14 protein-coding genes and 1 pseudogene are annotated in these 18,845 nt (G+C 53.4%); 11 read left to right on the forward strand and 4 right to left on the reverse strand.

Going from position 1 to position 18,845, the window contains the following annotated elements; translation table 11 throughout:
- Positions 1–71 precede the first annotated feature (71 nt).
- Entirely contained in the window at positions 72–1,028 is a 957-nt protein-coding gene (locus ACFOLF_RS28400) for a phytanoyl-CoA dioxygenase family protein (RefSeq protein ID WP_210037347.1), read from the forward strand.
- A gap of 379 nt (positions 1,029–1,407) precedes the next feature.
- Positions 1,408–1,782: a hypothetical protein gene (locus ACFOLF_RS28405; RefSeq protein WP_210037348.1), complete on the forward strand. Its 375-nt coding sequence runs from the start codon at positions 1,408–1,410 to the stop codon at positions 1,780–1,782.
- Between the two features lie 37 nt (positions 1,783–1,819).
- Here ACFOLF_RS28405 and ACFOLF_RS28410 read toward each other — a convergent pair whose 3' ends face one another.
- Entirely contained in the window at positions 1,820–2,704 is an 885-nt protein-coding gene (locus ACFOLF_RS28410) for a phytanoyl-CoA dioxygenase family protein (protein WP_210037349.1), read from the reverse strand.
- A 136-nt stretch (positions 2,705–2,840) separates the two neighbouring features.
- Here ACFOLF_RS28410 and ACFOLF_RS28415 point away from each other — a divergent pair, with 136 nt between their 5' ends.
- The gene (locus tag ACFOLF_RS28415) at positions 2,841–3,683 is read left to right on the forward strand and encodes an AraC family transcriptional regulator (RefSeq protein ID WP_210037350.1); all 843 of its coding nucleotides are present in this window, start codon (positions 2,841–2,843) and stop codon (positions 3,681–3,683) included.
- A 124-nt stretch (positions 3,684–3,807) separates the two neighbouring features.
- On the opposite strand, the gene ACFOLF_RS28420 is transcribed toward ACFOLF_RS28415, so the two are convergent.
- The gene (locus tag ACFOLF_RS28420) at positions 3,808–4,728 is read right to left on the reverse strand and encodes an AraC family transcriptional regulator (protein ID WP_210037351.1); all 921 of its coding nucleotides are present in this window, start codon (positions 4,726–4,728) and stop codon (positions 3,808–3,810) included.
- Positions 4,729–4,988: 260 nt separating this feature from the next.
- On the opposite strand from ACFOLF_RS28420, the gene ACFOLF_RS28425 reads away from it, so the two are divergent.
- From ACFOLF_RS28425 to ACFOLF_RS28450, 6 genes are all read left to right on the forward strand, one after another.
- Positions 4,989–7,889, forward strand: a complete 2,901-nt coding sequence (locus tag ACFOLF_RS28425) for a family 78 glycoside hydrolase catalytic domain (protein ID WP_210037352.1) — start codon at positions 4,989–4,991, stop codon at positions 7,887–7,889.
- A 402-nt stretch (positions 7,890–8,291) separates the two neighbouring features.
- Entirely contained in the window at positions 8,292–10,310 is a 2,019-nt protein-coding gene (locus ACFOLF_RS28430; RefSeq protein WP_210037353.1) for a Na+/H+ antiporter, read from the forward strand.
- Positions 10,311–10,416: 106 nt separating this feature from the next.
- Entirely contained in the window at positions 10,417–12,333 is a 1,917-nt protein-coding gene (locus ACFOLF_RS28435; protein WP_210037354.1) for a YhgE/Pip family protein, read from the forward strand.
- 183 nt (positions 12,334–12,516) lie between these two features.
- A complete protein-coding gene (locus ACFOLF_RS28440; protein ID WP_210037355.1) occupies positions 12,517–13,437 on the forward strand; it encodes a nucleoside hydrolase in 921 nt (306 codons plus the stop codon).
- A 174-nt stretch (positions 13,438–13,611) separates the two neighbouring features.
- Entirely contained in the window at positions 13,612–14,478 is an 867-nt protein-coding gene (locus ACFOLF_RS28445; RefSeq protein ID WP_210037356.1) for an AraC family transcriptional regulator, read from the forward strand.
- Positions 14,479–14,634: 156 nt separating this feature from the next.
- Positions 14,635–15,303 carry a bifunctional 2-keto-4-hydroxyglutarate aldolase/2-keto-3-deoxy-6-phosphogluconate aldolase gene (locus ACFOLF_RS28450; protein ID WP_210037636.1) on the forward strand — a complete coding sequence of 223 codons (669 nt, stop codon included), beginning with the start codon at positions 14,635–14,637 and terminating at the stop codon, positions 15,301–15,303.
- 8 nt (positions 15,304–15,311) lie between these two features.
- Here ACFOLF_RS28450 and ACFOLF_RS28455 read toward each other — a convergent pair whose 3' ends face one another.
- The gene (locus ACFOLF_RS28455) at positions 15,312–15,512 is read right to left on the reverse strand and encodes a hypothetical protein (protein WP_210037357.1); all 201 of its coding nucleotides are present in this window, start codon (positions 15,510–15,512) and stop codon (positions 15,312–15,314) included.
- A 164-nt stretch (positions 15,513–15,676) separates the two neighbouring features.
- Between ACFOLF_RS28455 and cls the strand changes: the two are divergent.
- A pseudogene (gene cls, locus ACFOLF_RS28460) lies at positions 15,677–17,126 on the forward strand (cardiolipin synthase).
- Between the two features lie 35 nt (positions 17,127–17,161).
- Positions 17,162–17,806: a GTP pyrophosphokinase gene (locus ACFOLF_RS28465; protein WP_379112840.1), complete on the forward strand. Its 645-nt coding sequence runs from the start codon at positions 17,162–17,164 to the stop codon at positions 17,804–17,806.
- On the opposite strand, the gene ACFOLF_RS28470 is transcribed toward ACFOLF_RS28465, so the two are convergent.
- Complete coding sequence (locus ACFOLF_RS28470; RefSeq protein WP_210037359.1) at positions 17,783–18,697, reverse strand: AraC family transcriptional regulator; 915 nt, start codon at positions 18,695–18,697, stop codon at positions 17,783–17,785. The genes ACFOLF_RS28465 and ACFOLF_RS28470 overlap by 24 nt on opposite strands.
- Between the last annotated feature and the right edge of the window lie 148 nt (positions 18,698–18,845).

The raw sequence follows: 18,845 nt of genomic DNA on the forward strand, positions 1-18,845 counted from the left end.
CCATGCAACTAGCATATAGTGTAAGTAAGAAATCGGCAATGAACAATTATCTGTTCGAAAGGGGTACATCTATGAGCGAAATCAACCCGCTTCAGGACACGGCTTTGATGCCGGCAACCCGTAAATTTGAGGATGCGACGCCCCTTATGGAGCAGCCCGTGAAGCTGCTGGAGAAGGCGAATGAAAAGGGATATCTGTTTTTCAAAGGTTTTTTTGCCAGAGAGAGCATTCTGAATGTCCGCAGAGCCATTCTGCAGATTCTGCAGGAGCAGGGACTGCTGGATCCCGGCCATCCGCTGATGAGCGGTTATGCCGACCTGGCCGCGCTTGACCGGTTGAGCGAGGAGGATGCGAACTGGAACGGCGTCGGCGTGCCGTACGAGGTTTATCTTGCCGTGCAGAAGCTGGAGAGCTTCCATGCCCTGACCCATGAGCCGAAGCTGCTCTCCCTGTACGAGGTATTGTTCGGCGCCAGAGTGATTCCGCATCCGCGCAATATTGCAAGGGTTATGCTGCCGCACCGCTTTGCGCATGCAACGCCGCCTCATCAGGATTTTCTGCATATCCAGGGCGATTATGACACCTGGACGTGCTGGATCCCGCTGGGCGACGTGCCAAGGGAGCTCGGCGGCTTGTCCATTCTCGAAGGCAGCCACAAGGCCGGCCTGCTCGGAGTGACCGGCAATCCAGGGGCGGGAGGCCTGGAGTCGATTCTTTGCGGCTTGGGCTGTGAATGGGCAGAGGGCGATTATGAGACCGGCGACTTCGTTACCTTCCACAGCCTGACGGTTCATAAGGCGCTGCCCAATAAGCAGCCCGGCCGCGTAAGGCTGTCCTGCGATTACCGGTTTCAGTCCGTCGCGCATCCGATTGAGCATGCCTCGCTCCTGCCCCATGGTCCCTTCAGCTGGGATGAGCTGTATGAGGGCTGGGAGCGCAAGGAGCTGCAGTATTACTGGAAGCAGGAGCAGTTCGAGTATACTTCGTTCGACGAGTCGATACGCTGGCAGAAGGATAAGATTTGTTAGCGCTGCCTTAAGGTGAACGCCGCTTCTGTGATTGAATCGCGGGGCGGTGTTTTGTTTGAGTTGGGTTTCTGTCTGATATTCGTGGACGAAGGGAAACATGAGCTGTAAGCCCGAACCGGTTGGGAAGCAATGAAGACTGCTTGCGGCATCAGGCACGCGGCTCCAGGGACTTATCGTCTCATATAAATGGACGCGAACGGCCATTATTATTTAGGACTATGTAATCAACAGCACGGTCAAATTTAGTTCCTGCGAACCTTGGGTCTTAAAGTTTAAAATTGGTATAGTATGGTTAATTTGTTTTTGTGCTGCGTATTTATGACGGGACTGCGGCATGAGGATTTTCTTACTACATACACTTGAGGAGGGATGATGGCTGGTGAACAAGAAACGATTGATGAACAACACAGCTCGTCTGGCGCTTGCGGTTAGCCTTGTTTTTGGAGCTTCGCTCGTGACCAAGGCGGAAACGACCCATGCCGACGATATGGGCTGCTACGGCTGGTTCGATTTCGTCTACAAATCGACGGGAGATTTGAATTTTGCCAATTATCATTTTATGGTCTGCCGCGGTGAAGCCGTCGCTCCGAAGCTGCATAAGGCCGGCGAGCTGATACCGGTCAATCCGATTATCCCAGGTCCAGGCGTTTCCCTTGAACCGCTCAATCCAGCCAGCTCGCTTGTGCCGATTGCGCCAATCGGCGCCTCCATATCGCCTATTCGCGGCGGATTCACACCCAGAATCGCACCTTGATCAACGTTTTATAAAGGAAAGGAGTGGAGGACCGGCATCATGCCAGTCCCCACTCCTTTTTAGCTTCCGCCATCGTTTTGAGCGGCGCTTCCAGAGCTGTCTCATGCGCTCTGGGCTTTTTGCCGATCCAGCGTCCGTCGACCGGCTCGCTCGCCAGCTGATACCTGGTATCGCAGCTGATGCGGATCCGGTTGGTCACATTGACGGTGGAGCTGTGCATCGTGAACATGCCGAAGAAAATTGCATCCCCCGCTTCAAAATCGCTTGTAGCCCAGCGTCCGCCATATTTCTCGATAAGCTCCAGCGGATCCCGGGAGAACGAGCCCTCCGTTCTGTCGCGGTCGACATCCATCTGCCCGTAGGTGCTGCGGACATGCTCCCAGCGGTGCGAGCCGAGCAGAATCGCAAGCGTGCCCATCTCGATCGGGGTATCGCCGACAGGAGTCCACAGCGTATACAGATTAGGCGTTCCCCTGCCCATATAGACGATGTCGTAATGAGCGTCGGTTGAGCCGCCGGTTGCGATGGCGCGGAGCCATTTGTAATCATAGGTGGCTGCCGCTCCGCCAAGATAATTTGTGAAGAAATTCATCACCCGGGGTGAATTGACCAGTTCCAGGAAGGCCGGTTTGTCCGTATTGGTGCCCCCCAGGAAAGCGCTTTTGTTGTCGGGGCCGACAAGTCCAGCCTCCGGATCGGCATCGGGCGCCAGCCTGCCGCTCTGATGAAGCTGATTCAGAATTTCGGAACGGGCCTGCTGCACCTGATTGCGGTCATGAAAGCCGCGTATAAATATATATCCGTCCTCTTCCATCCTGGCCTGCAAAGCCGCCGCATCCTCGCGGATATCGTTGGATTCGCGCAGCGCCGTCAAATACGGGCCTTCCATTTTCAGTTGATGCACTCCCATGCTTACCTTCATTTGCTCATCTCCTTTGTCTTCAAGATATCAAAACAGGCCGCTCCTTTCCCATGTCTGAATGTTGGATCTATTTGTATATTTGTGTTATAAGAGGGATAGCTGATTACGAGCAAGAATTCCGAAGCGGAGTGAGAATATGGCGCTGCCCAACATCGATCGTTATATGGTTCCCAAGTATATGAGCGACTTGTATATGAGTTATTACGGGAGCCAGTCCTGTCCTCCGGGATGGCTCTATGGGCCGGCAATGCGGGATCATTATTTATATGTCCTGGTCATGAACGGGCGGGGGCAGTACCGGGTAAGAGACAGGGATTATCCGATTGCGGCGGGTCAGGCTTTTGTGCTGTTCCCGGGGGAGCTTGCGATGTACCGGGCGGATGACCTGGAGCCGTGGGAATATACATGGTTCGGGTTTAACGGGGAGCTGGTGAATGTCTTCCTGACGCAGGCTGGGATCGATGTTGATCATCCGGTGATCACGCATCTGCAGCCCGACCGGCTTCATCGCCTGTTTGGAGAGCTGTTCGGTTATGAGGGCGGGGATGAGCGGAGGGATGAGCTTTTCTATACCGGATGCCTGAGCAGCATGCTGGCGGAAATTTGCCGGGGCGAGAATCGGGACGGCAGATCGGGGGAGAGAGGACAGGGTGAGCAGTATATCCTGCAGGCCCGGAGCTTCATTCAGCAGCATTATGACAAAAACATCCAGATTCAGGATGTCGCCTCCTACGTAGGACTGGATCGCAGCTATTTGTCCAAGCTGTTCAAGACCAGAACCGGCATTTCTCCTTACGAATATGTGATGAGCCTGCGATTGTCCAAAGGCAAGCAGCTTCTGCAGGAGACGGATCTGCCGATCGAGCATATTGCCCTGCTGCTGGGCTTCAAGGATACCTTCCATTTCTCCAGCTTCTTCAAACGGAAAGCCGGGCAAGCTCCGCTGCATTACCGCCAGAGGCAGTGGAGCAAGGAATAGCCGATCGCATAAGAAAGCTCAAGTTACAGTTGGCGGTGATTCCGGTCGTCTGTCCGGGTGCTTGACCGGGTTCGGAGCGGAAGCCGCAACAATTGCGGCGGTGAGCTGTCCCTTGGCTGTCCGTTCAGCCGTTTCCAGCAGAAGCTGAACGCGGTTGAAGGGCATTCAAACGCCGATATTCACTGGGAGTGAAGCCTGTTTTCTTTTTGAAAATGATCAGAAAATATTTCATGTCCTGGTAGCCGACCTGCTGGACGATTTCCTGGATGCTTTGTCTGGTATGGGCCAGCAGACTGCAGCTTTTCTCGATCCTTTTATTCTGGACATAGCTCGTGAAGGTGCAGCCCAGCTGGCTTTTGAACAGCCGGTGAAAATGCCTTTCGCTCATTCTGCAGGCCTCTGCCAGCTGACGGGCGGTGAGAGGTTCCGCAAAATGAAGATCCATATACTGTACGGCCATATTCAGAGAATCGTTCATCCCCCTGGCGAGGTCAGCCGAATGGCCTTCTCCCTGAAGATGACGCTCCAGCATGACGGCCAGCTCAAGAAACAGGCTGTACAGCCTGGCGATATATCCCGGTCTGCGCTGCATATATTCGCGATAAGCCAGCTGGAACCAGGCTCCAATCTGCCCGTCATGATCCCGGAGCCGATGCCATATTGAGCCGCCGCCGGGTTGAATCCGCAGCAGCTGCATGGCAGCGGCCAGCGAACCGATACCGGGAAAAGAAGCGAGCTCCTCCGCCAGACGCTCCGGCCTGAATATGCAGTTGTACACGATAAGCGGGTGGTTCGGCTGCGGGCTTGTGGGGCGGAACACATGCGAGACTCCAATAGGGAGGATGAACAGGTCGTTCTTGGCAACCTGCATGACATCTTCCTCCACATAATGAAAGCCCGAGCCTTCATCGATGTATGCCAGCTCCATAAAGTCATGCTGATGCAGCTGCAGCCGGAACGACTCGCTCACGCGGTTGAAGAAGAAGGGCAGGGCATCCTCCTCAAATAAGGTCCACGGCGTCAAATCAATCGGGGTTTGCACCATATGCGAGTCACTCCTCAAGGGAAGTAATAGATAAGCTCGGCCTGTTTTTAAGTTCTCATGTCATTATACCCCCGTGAATATGGCAGGAACAACCGTATTTATTCTGATTCAATCGCTTACAATGGACGAGAGGAATGACGAGCTTCCATAAAGACCGGAGATGGATATCGCCGGAGCGGGAGAAAGATGTTTTTCGTAAGAGCGGTTAAACTTTTTGACCGGGATTCTTGGCAGCTTGCATAGGAAAGGTTGGGAGAAGGATGAGCAAGGAATGGTCTGCCCAGTGGATATGGGGAGGGGAGGAGGAGAGCCCGCGCAATGAATGGCGCTGCTTCCGCCGCAATTTCGAGGTCCCGGAAAATCCCGGTGAGACGGAGCTGCGCATCAGCGCCGATTCCCGGTATGTGCTGTATATTAACGGTACCCAGGTTGGCCGCGGACCTGTCCGCTCATGGCCCAAGGAACAGTTTTATGACACTTATGAGGTCGGTCATCTGCTCAAAGCCGGCAGGTCCAATACGATTGCCGTGCTCGTTATGCATTTTGGCGTAGCCAATTTTTATTATATCAGAGGGCGCGGCGGCTTGATTGCCGAGCTCGGGAGCAGGCGGACAGACGGTGCAGGCGGATTGATCGTGGCGACGGATGACTCATGGAAGACCTCGCGGCTGGAGGCGCAGGATCCCCGCTCTCCCCGGATGGCATGCCAGCAGGGGTTTGCCGATATTTACGATGCCCGCAAATGGGATGAGAGCTGGAACCAGAACGGCTTCGACGATACGGACTGGGCCTCTGTCCATTCCATCGGCGGGGTCGGCAGCGGTCCGTGGAAAACGCTTGTGCCGCGGGATATTCCGTTTCTGACGGAAGAGAAGATGATGCCATCACGGATCGAATCGTTCCAATGGGTGAAGACGCCCGCCTGGACAGGCGCGTTTGATCTGAGGGCCGCATTTATGCCCGGCACGGTGGATCATGCCGACAATTCGGCCTACAGCGGCTATCTGGCGACGCTTCTGACCCTGGAGCGAAGCGCCAAGGTCACGCTTGGCTTTGCCGGCGGTCTGCGCACGGAGAATGTTTTTGTGGACGGCATCCGCTGCGGGGACTGGTATGGCGTACTGCCCGAGAGATTCAGCGATTTGCAGCTGGATGCGGGCGAGCATCTGCTGCTGATCGATATCTCCGCAAGCGATCATGGCGGCAGCTATCACATCGCGGTGGACAGCGCCGAATTCTTCGAGCTCCGCTCGCCGATCAGCGGCGGGAGCGCCGGGGAGACTCCTTTTGCCATGATCGGTCCGTTCGATACGGTCGTCAATGTGACGTATAAGGGCATCCGCCGCCTGGATCTGGGGCAGCCGCAGTATCAGGCTGCCGCCGGAATCAGGAATAAGAAGGATATGGATGCCTTCCGGGATTGGATCAGGCCGCTGCCTGCCGCCTATTACAACGAGCAGGATGTCCTTGGAGCCAATATGTGGCGGACAGACGTCATCCGCGGCAATGTGACGGCACAGCTGGAGCAGGGTATTATCGCTTCGCCGGAGCCGGGTCTTGTTCCTGTATCCGCAGATGGATACGACAGCGAGCTTGTGATCGATTTCGGCAGGGAATGGTCAGGGTTTATCGGCTTTGAGGTGGAGGCGGAGGAAGGCGCCGTCATCGATCTCTACGGACTGGAATATATGAACGGCGATTACCGTCAGCATACCTATGGACTGGATAACACGATCCGGTATATTTGCCGGGAAGGCCGCCAGCAGTATTTGTCGCCGGTACGCCGGGGCTTCCGGTATCTGATTCTAACCGTGAGGGGAGCCGCCAAGCCGGTTAAACTGTATGATATATATGTCAATCAGAGCAACTATCCGGTAACGGAAGCGGGCGCATTCCAAAGCTCCGATCCGCTGCTGAACCAGATTTGGGAAATCAGCCGCCATACGACGCGGCTGTGCATGGAAGACACCTTCGTGGATTGTCCCGCATATGAGCAGGTATTCTGGGTGGGAGACAGCCGCAATGAGGCGCTGGTCAATTTCTATGTCTACGGAAGCCTGGATATCGTCAAGCGCTGCCTGAATCTGGTGCCCGGCTCAGCCGACATTACGCCGCTTTATCTCGATCAGGTGCCAAGCGCATGGAATAGCGTTATCCCGAACTGGACCTTCTTCTGGGCGATCGCCTGCGCGGAGTATGTCGAGCATACGGGAGACCGTGCATACGCAGCTGAGATTTGGCCGGCTGTGCGCCATACGCTGGAGCATTATTTGACCCACATCGACGATTCGGGATTGCTGAATATCAAGGGCTGGAACCTGCTGGACTGGGCTCCTATGGATCAACCGGACGAAGGCATCGTCACCCATCAGAATATGTTTCTCTATAAGACCCTGCGCAAAGCGGACGGGCTTGCGGCAGCGGCGGGTGAAGCAGGCTCCGCATTCCCGGGTGCGGCGGATTCGCTTCTTGCGGCGATTAACGAACAGCTGTGGGATGAGGTGCAGCAGGCCTATCTGGATTGTATTCATACGGACGGAAGACGCTCGGATATCTTCAGCATGCAGACCCAAGTCGTCGCCTCTCTGTGCCGCATCGCCGAAGGCGAGCGGAAGGAACGGGTTGCAGCTTATCTCGTGCAGCCGCCGAAGTCTTTCGTTCAGATCGGCAGTCCGTTCATGTCCTTCTTCTATTACGAAGCGCTGGCGCAGGCGGGGCATTACGGGCTGATGCTGGAGGATATCCGCGCCAACTATGGCCAAATGATCGAGCATGGCGCTACGACCTGCTGGGAGATGTATCCGAACTTTGCCGAAAACCGCGCTTCAGCCGATATGCTGACACGCAGCCACTGCCATGCCTGGTCGGCGGCTCCCGGTTACTTCCTCGGCGAAAGCATCCTCGGCGTGAAGCGGGTGGAGGACGGCTGGCGCCGCGCGGCAATCGCGCCCCAGCCATGCGGCTTAAGCTGGGCCAAAGGCAAAGTCCCTCTGCCGCAGGGCGGACGGATTGAAGTTGAATGGCATGTGGAAGGAAATCTCATGAAGCTGAGCGTTTCCGCTCCGGAGGATGTCGAACTGGATATCTTGATTCCCGAAGGACTCACCGGCGAGGTTCAAATCGTCAAAACCCCGGAGAAAGGTTCTCTGACTCTCATATAAAATTCATATGGTCTGACCACAGTCATTCCCCCCTTAAGACGCGCGCCTGAAGGGGCGTGCGTTATCCTTTACGCTTTCAGCATATTAAACTCCGGCCGCTGTTCCTGCGGCCGGAGTTTTTGCCATTCCGGGCCTCCAGTGATTAACGGGAGCGGGAGCGGAGGGGCCAAACATCGAAAGAAACACATGCGTACAACTTTGTACCGTGCATAAATCGGAAGATCGTCTCACGCATAGTCAGCCAAACGTTTCTCGCCGGACTTCCGAATATAGACGACCGCAGCCAAATAATAGGCAACGCCCAGCTTATTTTGCGCTATTTTTGTTTAATTTGGGATAGAGGGCAAATGCTATCATTACCTATTTACTGCCGGGCTGAAGGCGGGAAGGACGATTTCGCTTATGGAGATTTTTCTGCTTGTCTTGTTTTTGCTGGGTCTGATCGCTTTATCCAATATGATCAACCGCTTGGTCTTCTTCATCCCGGTTCCATTAATTCAGATCGCGCTTGGCATGATAGTTGCGGTCATCCCTTTCGGATTCGAGATACCGCTGAGCCCTGACCTGTTCTTCGTGCTGTTTGTCGCACCGCTCTTATTCAATGACGGCAAACGGATACCGCGCGATGAACTGTGGAATATGCGGGCTCCCATCCTGCTGCTTGCGCTGGGGCTCGTGTTTGCCACGATGCTGGCGGGCGGGCATGTCATTCACTGGCTGATCCCGTCCATTCCGATGCCGGCAGCCTATGCGCTTGCAGCGATTTTGTCTCCGACGGATGCGGTATCCGTCAGCGCGATTTCCGGACGGATCAAGCTGCCCAAAAGTATTATGCGGCTGCTTGAGGGAGAGGCGCTGATGAATGACGCTTCAGGGCTGGTTGCTTTCAAATTCGCCATTGCCGCCATGGTTACGGGCTCGTTCTCCCTGGGGGAAGCCGCCGCAAGCTTCCTGCTGATCGCGCTTGGGGGACTGCTGTGCGGTGCTGCGGCGGCTTTTCTCATTATCCGTTTTCGGGTATTTCTGCGCCGTTACGGGATTGAAGATATCACCATGCATATGCTCCTCCAGATCCTGACCCCTTTCGCGATCTATCTGATTGCCGAAGAAATTCATGTGTCGGGTGTGCTGGCGGTTGTGGCGGGGGGAATTGTCCACGCGATTGAGAGGGACCGCTCGGAGTCGCTGACGATGAAGCTGCAGTTCGTATCGGCCAGCACCTGGTCGGTTATTCTGTTTATCCTGAACGGGCTGGTTTTTGTTATTCTGGGTCTGCAAATACCAAGCGTGCTCGCTGCGATTTTCAAGGATAAAGCCTTTAATAATGTTCAGGTTATGGGCTATATTGTCGTCATTTCCCTTACCTTGATCGTGCTTCGTTTTCTGTGGGTTTATCTGTTCAGTGCGCTGGTTAACCGCGAGCAAAATGGCCGTAGGTTCAAGGCTGCCTTGTTAACCTCCTTGTCCGGCGTCCGCGGCGCGATTACACTTGCAGGCGCATTCTCGATCCCGCTGTTTCTTGACGATGGAACGCTGTTTCCCGAGCGGTCGCTCATTATTTTCTTAAGCGCAGGCGTTATCTTGTTCACCCTGATTGTCGCGAGCTTCATACTGCCGCTGATCCCTATGGAGAAGACGCCGCAGCAGAAGGGGCAGCAGAGCCAGGAAGAGCGGTTGAAGCAAGCCAAAATTCAAATTATGAACGCGGCTGTCAGCGCCATCAAGGAATCCATGCAGGAGGATAATAAGGCGGCGGCGATGACCGTTATTACGGATTACCGCAGACAGCTTCTGCATATCCGCTCGGAAGGGTCGAGCACCAAAGAAGGGGCTGAGGTCCGCGCAATGACCAAGCGTCTCCATCTTTATGCGCTTGCGGCGGAGCGGCAAACCGTGAAGCGGCTTTTCGAACAGGGGGAAATCTATCCGGGAGCCGTGCGGCGTGTTCAATTCATGCTTAACCAAACGGAGTTGATGCTTACCAACCGGGTTAAATATGCGGCAGTGCTGACGGTTGTCGTCGCAAGAAAACTGATCGTAAAGCTCATGGGACATACAAAAGAAGCGCTCACGGACGAGGATATCCGGACATTGACAGAAGTCAAAAAGCAGGCTGCCGAAGCCGCTGTCGCCGCTGTTGAAGAAATAACGGATAAAAATAATAAGTCAGCTGCACTTGCGGTCATCTCCCACTATCATGAGATGATTGAGCGTTTGAACAGCGGCATGCATGGTCGGAAGAAAACGCATCAGTCGGCTCTGGATGTGAAGGGGATTCACATCATGGCGATTCAGACCGAACGCGATGAAATTCAGAGTCTATACGAGAAAGGGGAGATCACGCACGGCATGGCCAATAAATTGCGGATGTTCAGCAACTTCCGCGAAGCCTCCTTCTTCGAGGAAGAGGAGTTCGCCTGATGATCTGATACCCGGACCAGCCGCCGCGTAATAAGAGAAACCAGGATTGTGAATAATAGGATGGCTTGCCCCTTTATGCCGATTCAGCATCCAAAAGGAGAATCCTATGAAAAGCAATCTCGCCTGGTTCATTTCGGAGTGGAAATCCGTTCTCAGATCGCCCATGCTGTGTGTGTCGCTTATCGGCGTCATGTTCATTCCCGTGCTGTACAGCGGGATGTATTTGTGGGCGTTCTGGGACCCTTACGCCCATATTGAGAAAATTCCGGTTGCCGTCGTCAATGAAGACCATCCCGTCGATTATGAAGGCAAAACCTATGCGATCGGCAATGATTTGACCGATGAGCTGAAGAAGGATCATGCTTTCGACTGGGCATTCATCAGCCGGGAGCAGGCCGAGCAGGGGCTGCGCAGCAATGATTATTATTTCAGTATTATGATCCCGGAGGATTTCTCGAAGCGGGCTACGACGCTGACGGCCAATCAGCCCACTCCCCTCGAGCTCACAGTGGTAAGCAATGAAGGGCTTAATTACTCCGTATTCAAAATCGGCCAGTCCGGCGTGGAGAAAATTCGCCTCGAGCTGTCGAATCAGCTGAGCGAAAACTATGCTGCAACGATATTTCAGCAGCTTGAGCAGCTGAAGAACGGGCTGCAGCAGGCGAGCGGAGGAGCAGCCGATCTTGGCGACGGCCTGAAGCAGCTGTCTGCCGGCACCTCGCAGCTGCTCGGCAGTGTCAAGGGACAGCAGGATGCGGTCAGCAAGCTGGATGAAGGCGGAGCCAGCCTGAAGGAAGCAGCTTCGAAGCTCGCAGCAGCCTCCCGGCAGCTGCAGACAGGAGCAGCGGAAATTGCCAGGGGCATGGCGCCCTTCGGCAAGGGCTTGTCCACGGCCGCGGCAGGGGGCAAGAAGCTGGAACAAGCCGCGGGACAGCTTGCTTCGGGGATGCAGGGGATCAATACGCTGCTGAAGCAGTTCATCAGCGGGCATCCTGATCTGGCCGCTGATGAGAACATGGTCAAGCTGTCCGCAGCAGCAGCGAAAACATCGGCTGGGCTTGATCCGCTGGTGAAAGGCTTGAAGAGCCTGAATACGGGTGTTGCGGAGCTAAGCAGCAAAGAGGGGCAGCTGGCAGCGGGAGCCGCTCAAATCAGCGGAAAGCTCAGGGAGCTTTCCAAAGGGGCGTCTGATTTGAGCAAGGGAGCGCAATCTGTATCGGCAGGCATTCATGAGATCCGGGAAGGGTGGGACGGACTGATTGGCGGACTTGAGAAGCTCTCTGAAGGAGAAGCCAAACTGATAGAGGGCAGCAGCCAGCTCGGCTCTTCCTTAAGCGAAGGCGCGGATCAATTAAGCCGGCTTCATGCCTCGCAGCCGCTGTATGAAATGATGGCGAATCCCGTCAGGCTGAAGGAGGAATCAATTAACAAGCTGCCCAATTACGGGACAGGCATGGCGCCTTTTTTTCTCTCCATCAGCCTTTATGTGGGAGCGCTGCTGCTCAGTACGGTTTTCCCTCTGCGGACGCCGGCTTCTCCTGCGCCTTCGGGATTTATCTGGGGCTTGACCAAATACAGCTTTCTCGCGGTTGTTTCTATCGTTCAGGTGCTGCTGATGAGCCTGATTATCATCCATGCAGTCGGACTGCACCCGCTGAACCAGCCGTACTTTGTGCTTTTCGGGCTGCTGGCGAGCTTCGTGTTTATGGCATTGATTCAGCTGCTGGTGACCGCGGGTGATAATGTGGGGAGATTCGTGGCCGTCATTCTGCTCGTGCTCCAGCTGACGGCTACCTCGGGAACGTTTCCTGTCGAGCTGGGACCGCAAATCCTGCAGCGCATTCATGCTTTTCTGCCGGTATCATACACGGTTGACGGATTCCGCAATATCATATCAACCGGCGATTACGGACTGGTGAGGATGGACTCGCTGATTTTATTATGCTTCGGGGCGGGAGCTCTGGTGATTACGATTATTCTGCTCTCCCTGTACAGCAGGGGAACACCCGTTGAAGGGAAATAATCTGCTGCCCGTTCATTCATTCTTGATACTCTATGCTGGCAAGCCGTGAGAACAACAAGCCTGTCAGCGGGGGATCTGCGCTTTGATCGCCATTCCCGATAGAAAAGATTTACGGGTCATGCTATCTTAATAAAGCGGGATTCACGAAATGTCCGACAATATCTCCGGGAGGTAAGTCCATCCATGCCTTTGTTATTTCCAATGCTTACGAATGAAGAGCGGGTTCGCCGTCTGGAACCGCCCAAGCGGACAGTAAGAGCTGTCCTCGATACGGATACGTATAATGAAATCGATGATCAGTTCGCGGTTGTTTATGCGTTGTTGTCTCCGGAACGTCTAAAAATGGAAGCGTTTTACGCAGCGCCCTTCCACAATGAGCTGTCCGATGGCCCGAAGGACGGCATGGAGAAAAGCTACAAGGAATTAACGAAAATTCTGGGCTTGATGAACAGCGGGATCCCGGCTTATCCCGGATCGGATCGTTACTTATCCGGACCGGATACGCCGGTGGAGAGCGAGGCCGCCCGCAATCTCGTAGAGCGCGCCATGGCTTCATCGGAGGACGATCCCCTCTATGTGCTTTCGATCGGCGCAATTACTAACGTCGCCTCAGCCATCCTGATGGAGCCGGAGATCATCCGCAAAATCGTTGTGGTATGGCTGGGAGGGCATTCTTTTCAGTGGAACGATACCAGGGAGTTTAATTTATTTCAGGATATTCATGCCTCACGGACGATCATGGACTGCGGCGTGCCGCTGGTATTGATTCCGTGCATGGGCGTAACAACCCATCTGCTGACCACTCTCTCGGAAATACGGGATTATGTGAAGGACCAAGGTGAAATCGGCCATTATTTATATGAAGTCTATCGGGATTGCATAACGGATCATAAAGGCTCGTCAAGGGTCATCTGGGATATTTCCACCGTGGCCTTCATGAATAATGAGAACTGGACGCCAAGCTCGCTTGTTCCAAGTCCCCATATTTCGGAGGATTTCCGGTGGGGCATGGATTCGTCAAGGCATCTCATCCGTTATGTGAACCATATTCATCGCGATCCGGTTTTCAAGGATTTGTTCGCCAAGCTCCAGACAAAAGGATAGTAATTCATCCGCGGGCAGCTGGCTGCTTGGCAGTTCTTCCATCAGTAAGAACCACTATTATGGATTGAAAATCACCTCCCGGCCGTTTCACAGGTCGGGAGGCTGCTGTTTTTCGGGAATGTTAATGGTACAATACATCTAAATGTTGTTAAATTGTCATTCCCGGAGGAGAAAATGAATTTATTATTCGAGCCTGTTTCACTGAATGGCATGTCTTTGCTGTGGGGTCATAAATCCTACTCGGACAGCAATTTTCGCGGGTTTTATCATTGGCATCAATGCTGTGAAATGCTGTTTGTCCATGAAGGCCAGGGAACCGTAATCGTGGAACAACAGACCTATGAAATCAAGCGGGGCATGCTGTTTTTCTTCCAGCCCTTTCAGCTTCACAAGGTGTATGCGAACGTGAGCGCAGAGCGTCCTTATGTCCGCTCGATTATGCATTTTGATCCGGTTCGGATATCGGCGGGGCTGCAGGTATTCCCCGAACGCCAAAGCCTGTTCAATCTGTTGTGGCAGGGGCAGACCAACATCCAGGCGTATGATTTGACCGGGAATTTTGAATATATGAGCGGTATTTGCGATTTTTACGAGAGAGCGCACAGGATCGGGAAAGGAGAGCATGAGGAAGAGATCACGCTGCTGATGCTGCAGCTGCTGTCCTGCATTCAGGCGGCCGGCAGCGGCAGTCCGGATGAAGCATTCATGAACATCGCACCAAGACCGCTCAAATATTCAGAAGCGGTAATGCAGCGGCTGGAGAACAGCTATGCGGAGGAATTCGATCTGGAGCAGTTGGCCGGGCAGCTGCATCTCTCCAAGTATTACGTTTCCCGTGTGTTCAGACAGGAAACCGGCAGCAACATAACGGATTATTTGACAGCCAGAAGAATCAAGCAGGCCTGCCGTTTGCTGCAAACCACGTCACTGCCCATCGACCGGATTGGCAGCGAGGTTGGCTTGCCGAACGTTTCTTATTTCATCCAGCTGTTCAAGAAAGTCGTCGGCGTCACACCGCTGAAATTCAGGAACAAGGGCTGAGCCAATGTTCTAATAAGCTGCTTCAATCCCCAGGAATCCGTCGATGTCGTGGGACGTAAGTGAATTGCCAAAATGTCCTTCTTCCGCTAGGATAAGAAACAGAGATGGATGCATAGGCTGACAGATTCCAAATACATACAGATCGGATGAGTGATGATGAAAAAAATCAAGCTTTTGCAGCAAGTAGCGCAAGAAGGTGTCGTCGCCGTACTTAGAGGCGAATCCCCTGACGAAGTCATCGAAATGGCGAATCAATGCATTGCCGGCGGCATCAAGGTCATTGAAATCACGATGACAGTGCCGTTCGCGCTGAAGGCGATTGAGAAGCTGGCAATGTCGTATTCCAGCGATACGAAGGACCCGTCGAAATTCGCGATTATCGGGGTGGGCACGGCGCTTGACCCGGAAACCGCAAGGGCTGCCATTCTGAGCGGCGCCGAATTTGTGGTAGGGCCATCGCTGAATCCGGCTACGGTTACCTTATGCAACCGCTACCGTGTACCGGTTATGCCCGGCTGCATGACCATCAAGGAGATCCAGGAGGCACTGGAGCTGGGCGTGGATATCGTCAAGCTGTTCCCGGGCAACCTCTACTCGCCGGCCATGATCAAGGCGATCAAAGGTCCGGTTCCGCAAGCGAATATCATGCCGACAGGCGGCGTATCGCTTGACAATCTGGGCGACTGGATCAAAGCAGGCGCGGTGGCCGTCGGAATCGGCTCGGATCTCACAAGCGAAGCGGTGAAAAGCGGTAATTATGATCTGATCGCAAGCCGCGCAGGCCAATACATCGAAGCCTACCGCAGTGCGAAGAACGCGGGATAATTCTTTTTTTAAATATCAGTCAGAAAGTATAAATTGCGGCTTCTGCTTTTCTGATATTTTTGAGGAAGAAACTGACTTTGCCCACAAAAGACGGCGAAGCCGCTTCTTCTTGCTTGCCCTTGCTTCAAACCTGAAACTTCTTGTTTAAATAAGGGAGCGGCGGATTCGATCAGCTGCTCCCTTATTTTGTTCGCCTTTACAGCATTCACAGGGTTCACACCTTATAAGGGAGGAAATCAACTTTGCCCTAAAGACGGCTTCAGCCGTTTCTTCCGGCTTGACGCGATGCGCCAGGTGGAACCAACATTGGAATAAGGCTGCTTTTATTGTAAACTAAAAAAGATTAGCGACGGCAGAGGTGGAATAGACGCGGATGTTCATATATACACATTTATATACAATAATTACCATGCTTAATATACCTCTTGCCATTACGGTCATATTCCTGGAACGCCGCAATATCGGGGTGACCTGGGCGTGGCTGATGGTCCTGCTGTTCTTGCCGGTGGTCGGTTTCGCCGTCTATTTATTGTTCGGTCAGAACCTCAGCAAGCAGAAGCTTTACAATATCAACAGGCGCAGCCGTATCATGATGGCGGCTCTGATTGAGAACCAGCGCAAGGATTTCCGGGAAAATCATATCACATTCACCGATCCCGCAATGGCGGATTACCGGGGTATGATCTTCATGAACCTGTCCAGCGGCTATGCGCTGTATTCGCAGAACAACAGCGTGGATATCTTCACGAACGGAACCGATAAATTCGAGTGCCTGTTCAAAGAAATCGAACAAGCCCGCGAGAGCATCCATATGATGTATTACATCGTACAGAACGACGCTCTTGCCAGGCGCATGGCGGAAGCCCTCACCCGCAAAGCCAAAGAGGGCGTTCAGGTCCGTTTCTTGTATGACGATATCGGAAGCTACCATCTCCCGCGGCATTTCTTCGACGAGCTGAAGCAGGCGGGGGGCCAGGTCTCGGCGTTTTTTCCCGTCCAAGATCCCCTATTTGAACTTCCGGGTGAATTACCGCAATCACCGGAAGCTTGTAATCATTGACGGCGTCATCGGGTACATCGGGGGATTCAATATTGGCGACGAATATTTGGGTATTGACCAGCGCTTCGGCTTCTGGCGGGATACTCATCTGCGGTTGATAGGCAATTCCGTTCAGCAGATGCAGTCGCAATTTTTGCTGGACTGGAATCTGGCTTCCCCCTATATCGTCACCGGATCCGAGCCCGGTATGTTTAAAGAGGCGGAGGCATGCGGAACCGTCGGCATCCAGATTGTATCGAGCGGCCCCAATCAGACGTTGGAGCAGATCAAGAACGCGTATATCAAGATGATCAATTCCGCGAGGAAAAGCATTTATATCCAAACGCCGTATTTCATTCCCGATGAAAGCCTGCTGGACGCACTCAAAATGGCGGTTCTGTCAGGCATTGACGTCCGAATGATGATTCCCAGCAAGCCGGATCACAAAATGGTCTATCTGGCCTCCTTCTCTTACCTTGGCGATTTGATGGAGCAGGGGATGAAATGTTATCTTTATGAGAAGGGATTTATGCATGCCAAGACGATTGTCGTGGACGGCAATATAGCCTCGGTCGGCACGGCGAATGTGGATATCCGCAGCTTCAAGCTCAATTTTGAAGTCAACGCCGTTATCTATGACACGGGCACGGCAACCCGGTTGAAGGAGATTTTCGAAGCAGATATGCTCGACAGCAGGGAACTGACCTACGAGGAGTACAAGAAAAGGCCGTTGTTTCAACGGTTTAAGGAATCCTGCACACGATTGCTGTCGCCTATATTATAAAAAAAGAACAGGAAGCAGACAGGAGCTTGATCATCATGATGGAGAAGAAAATGGTAATGGAATGGGCAAGGCTGCTCATGAATTATAAATTCGCCTTGGACGAAGTGGAAACCAAGCTGACAATATTGAATGAGGAACTGCAATTTGTGCAGCATTATAACCCGATCGAGCATTTGAAAACCCGGATCAAAACGCCAGAGAGCATCTCCGAGAAGCTGCTCCGCAAGGGTCTGGAAGTGACGACAGCGAATGCGATTGCCCATATCCGGGATATCGCCGGGGTCAGAGTGACCTGTTCCTTCTCGGCCGATGTCTACCATGTGTATGAAATGATCAGCAGGCAAAGCGACGTTCAGGTTCTGGAGGTCAAGGATTATATCCAGAACCCCAAGCCCAACGGCTATCAGAGTCTGCATGTTATTATCCAGATCCCGGTATTTTTGTCCGACCGCATCGAGCATGTGAATGTGGAAATCCAGCTCCGTACGGTGGCCATGGATTTTTGGGCCAGTCTGGAGCATAAAATTTATTATCAATTCCATGAGGATATGCCGGAGTCGATCCGTGAACAGCTGAAGGATACCGCTCATATGATTGCCAGTCTGGACCAGCGGATGATGGGGCTGAACGAGGAAGTCAAGCGGCTGGCGAATCCTTTATCCGGACTGCTCCGGTCGTAAACCGTGCTTTTTGCGGAATTCTGAGGGCGTACACCTCATGGTTTGCCGGAAGACCTTGATGAAGTAGCTGAGATTGTCAAAGCCGACATCCATCGCAATGGCGGAGATCTTCTTATCGGAAGCGGACAAGTATTCACCGGCCTTCCTGATCCGGTAGGCATTCAAATACTCAATCGGCGTCGAGCGCGTCATGGACTTGAAGAAGCGGTTGAACTGGCCTTCGCTCATCGGGATCTGGTCAGCCAGCTCGCGCAGGCGGATCGCACGATGGTAATGATTATGCATGTAGACGATAACAGTCTTCAGACGGTCGACACGGGTGGCATCGGAATGGAGGGCCTCGCTGCGGTCGCATGCCCGGCCTTCCTCCCCGGACAGCTCGCCGAGCATCAGCATCAGCAGCGCCTTGATCCGGATTTCAAATCCGGGCTGCTTTTTGTGATAAGCGTGAATAATCGTATGGAGATGGATAAGCAGACCTTTCTCCCAACCGGATGCAGGAAGAATCCGGCGGGGGAAGGTTTTTTTGCGTTCCAGCAGCGGGGAAATATAATCCTTCTGAACGGCATCGAAGCTGCCGCTTTCCAGCCACCCGGCGTCAAAAACAATGGCGGTCATCCGGCATGGCGTATCGCCGAGTACGTCCAATGCGGCATGAATGTCTCCGCCATCGATAAACACGGCCTCGCCGGCCTTCACCGTAAAATACTCGGTGTCCACCTGGAACAGCACCTCGCCCTCCAGCACCAGGAGAAACTCCGTTTCCTCATGCCAATGGCAGTCAAAGCCTTTTCCGCCGGGCATGTACTGGTTCTCATATACACCCAGAGGCAGCATCGTATCGCCGTGCAGCCGGTTCTCCTTGAGCAGAGGCCGTATGATTTGATCCATAGCAAACAGCTCCTTGACGGAAAATGGGATCTTTGGATTAGTTTTGAGTCTATATGCGCATGATAATGTCGTAATTGTGTTATAAAAAGTCGTGATTCTATTAGTTTTGTCTATTTAATATCAGTATAATGCGACTATGCAGGATTTT

The organism is Paenibacillus sepulcri (assembly GCF_042647105.1).
In the GTDB taxonomy this organism is placed as follows: domain Bacteria; phylum Bacillota; class Bacilli; order Paenibacillales; family Paenibacillaceae; genus Paenibacillus_Z; species Paenibacillus_Z sepulcri.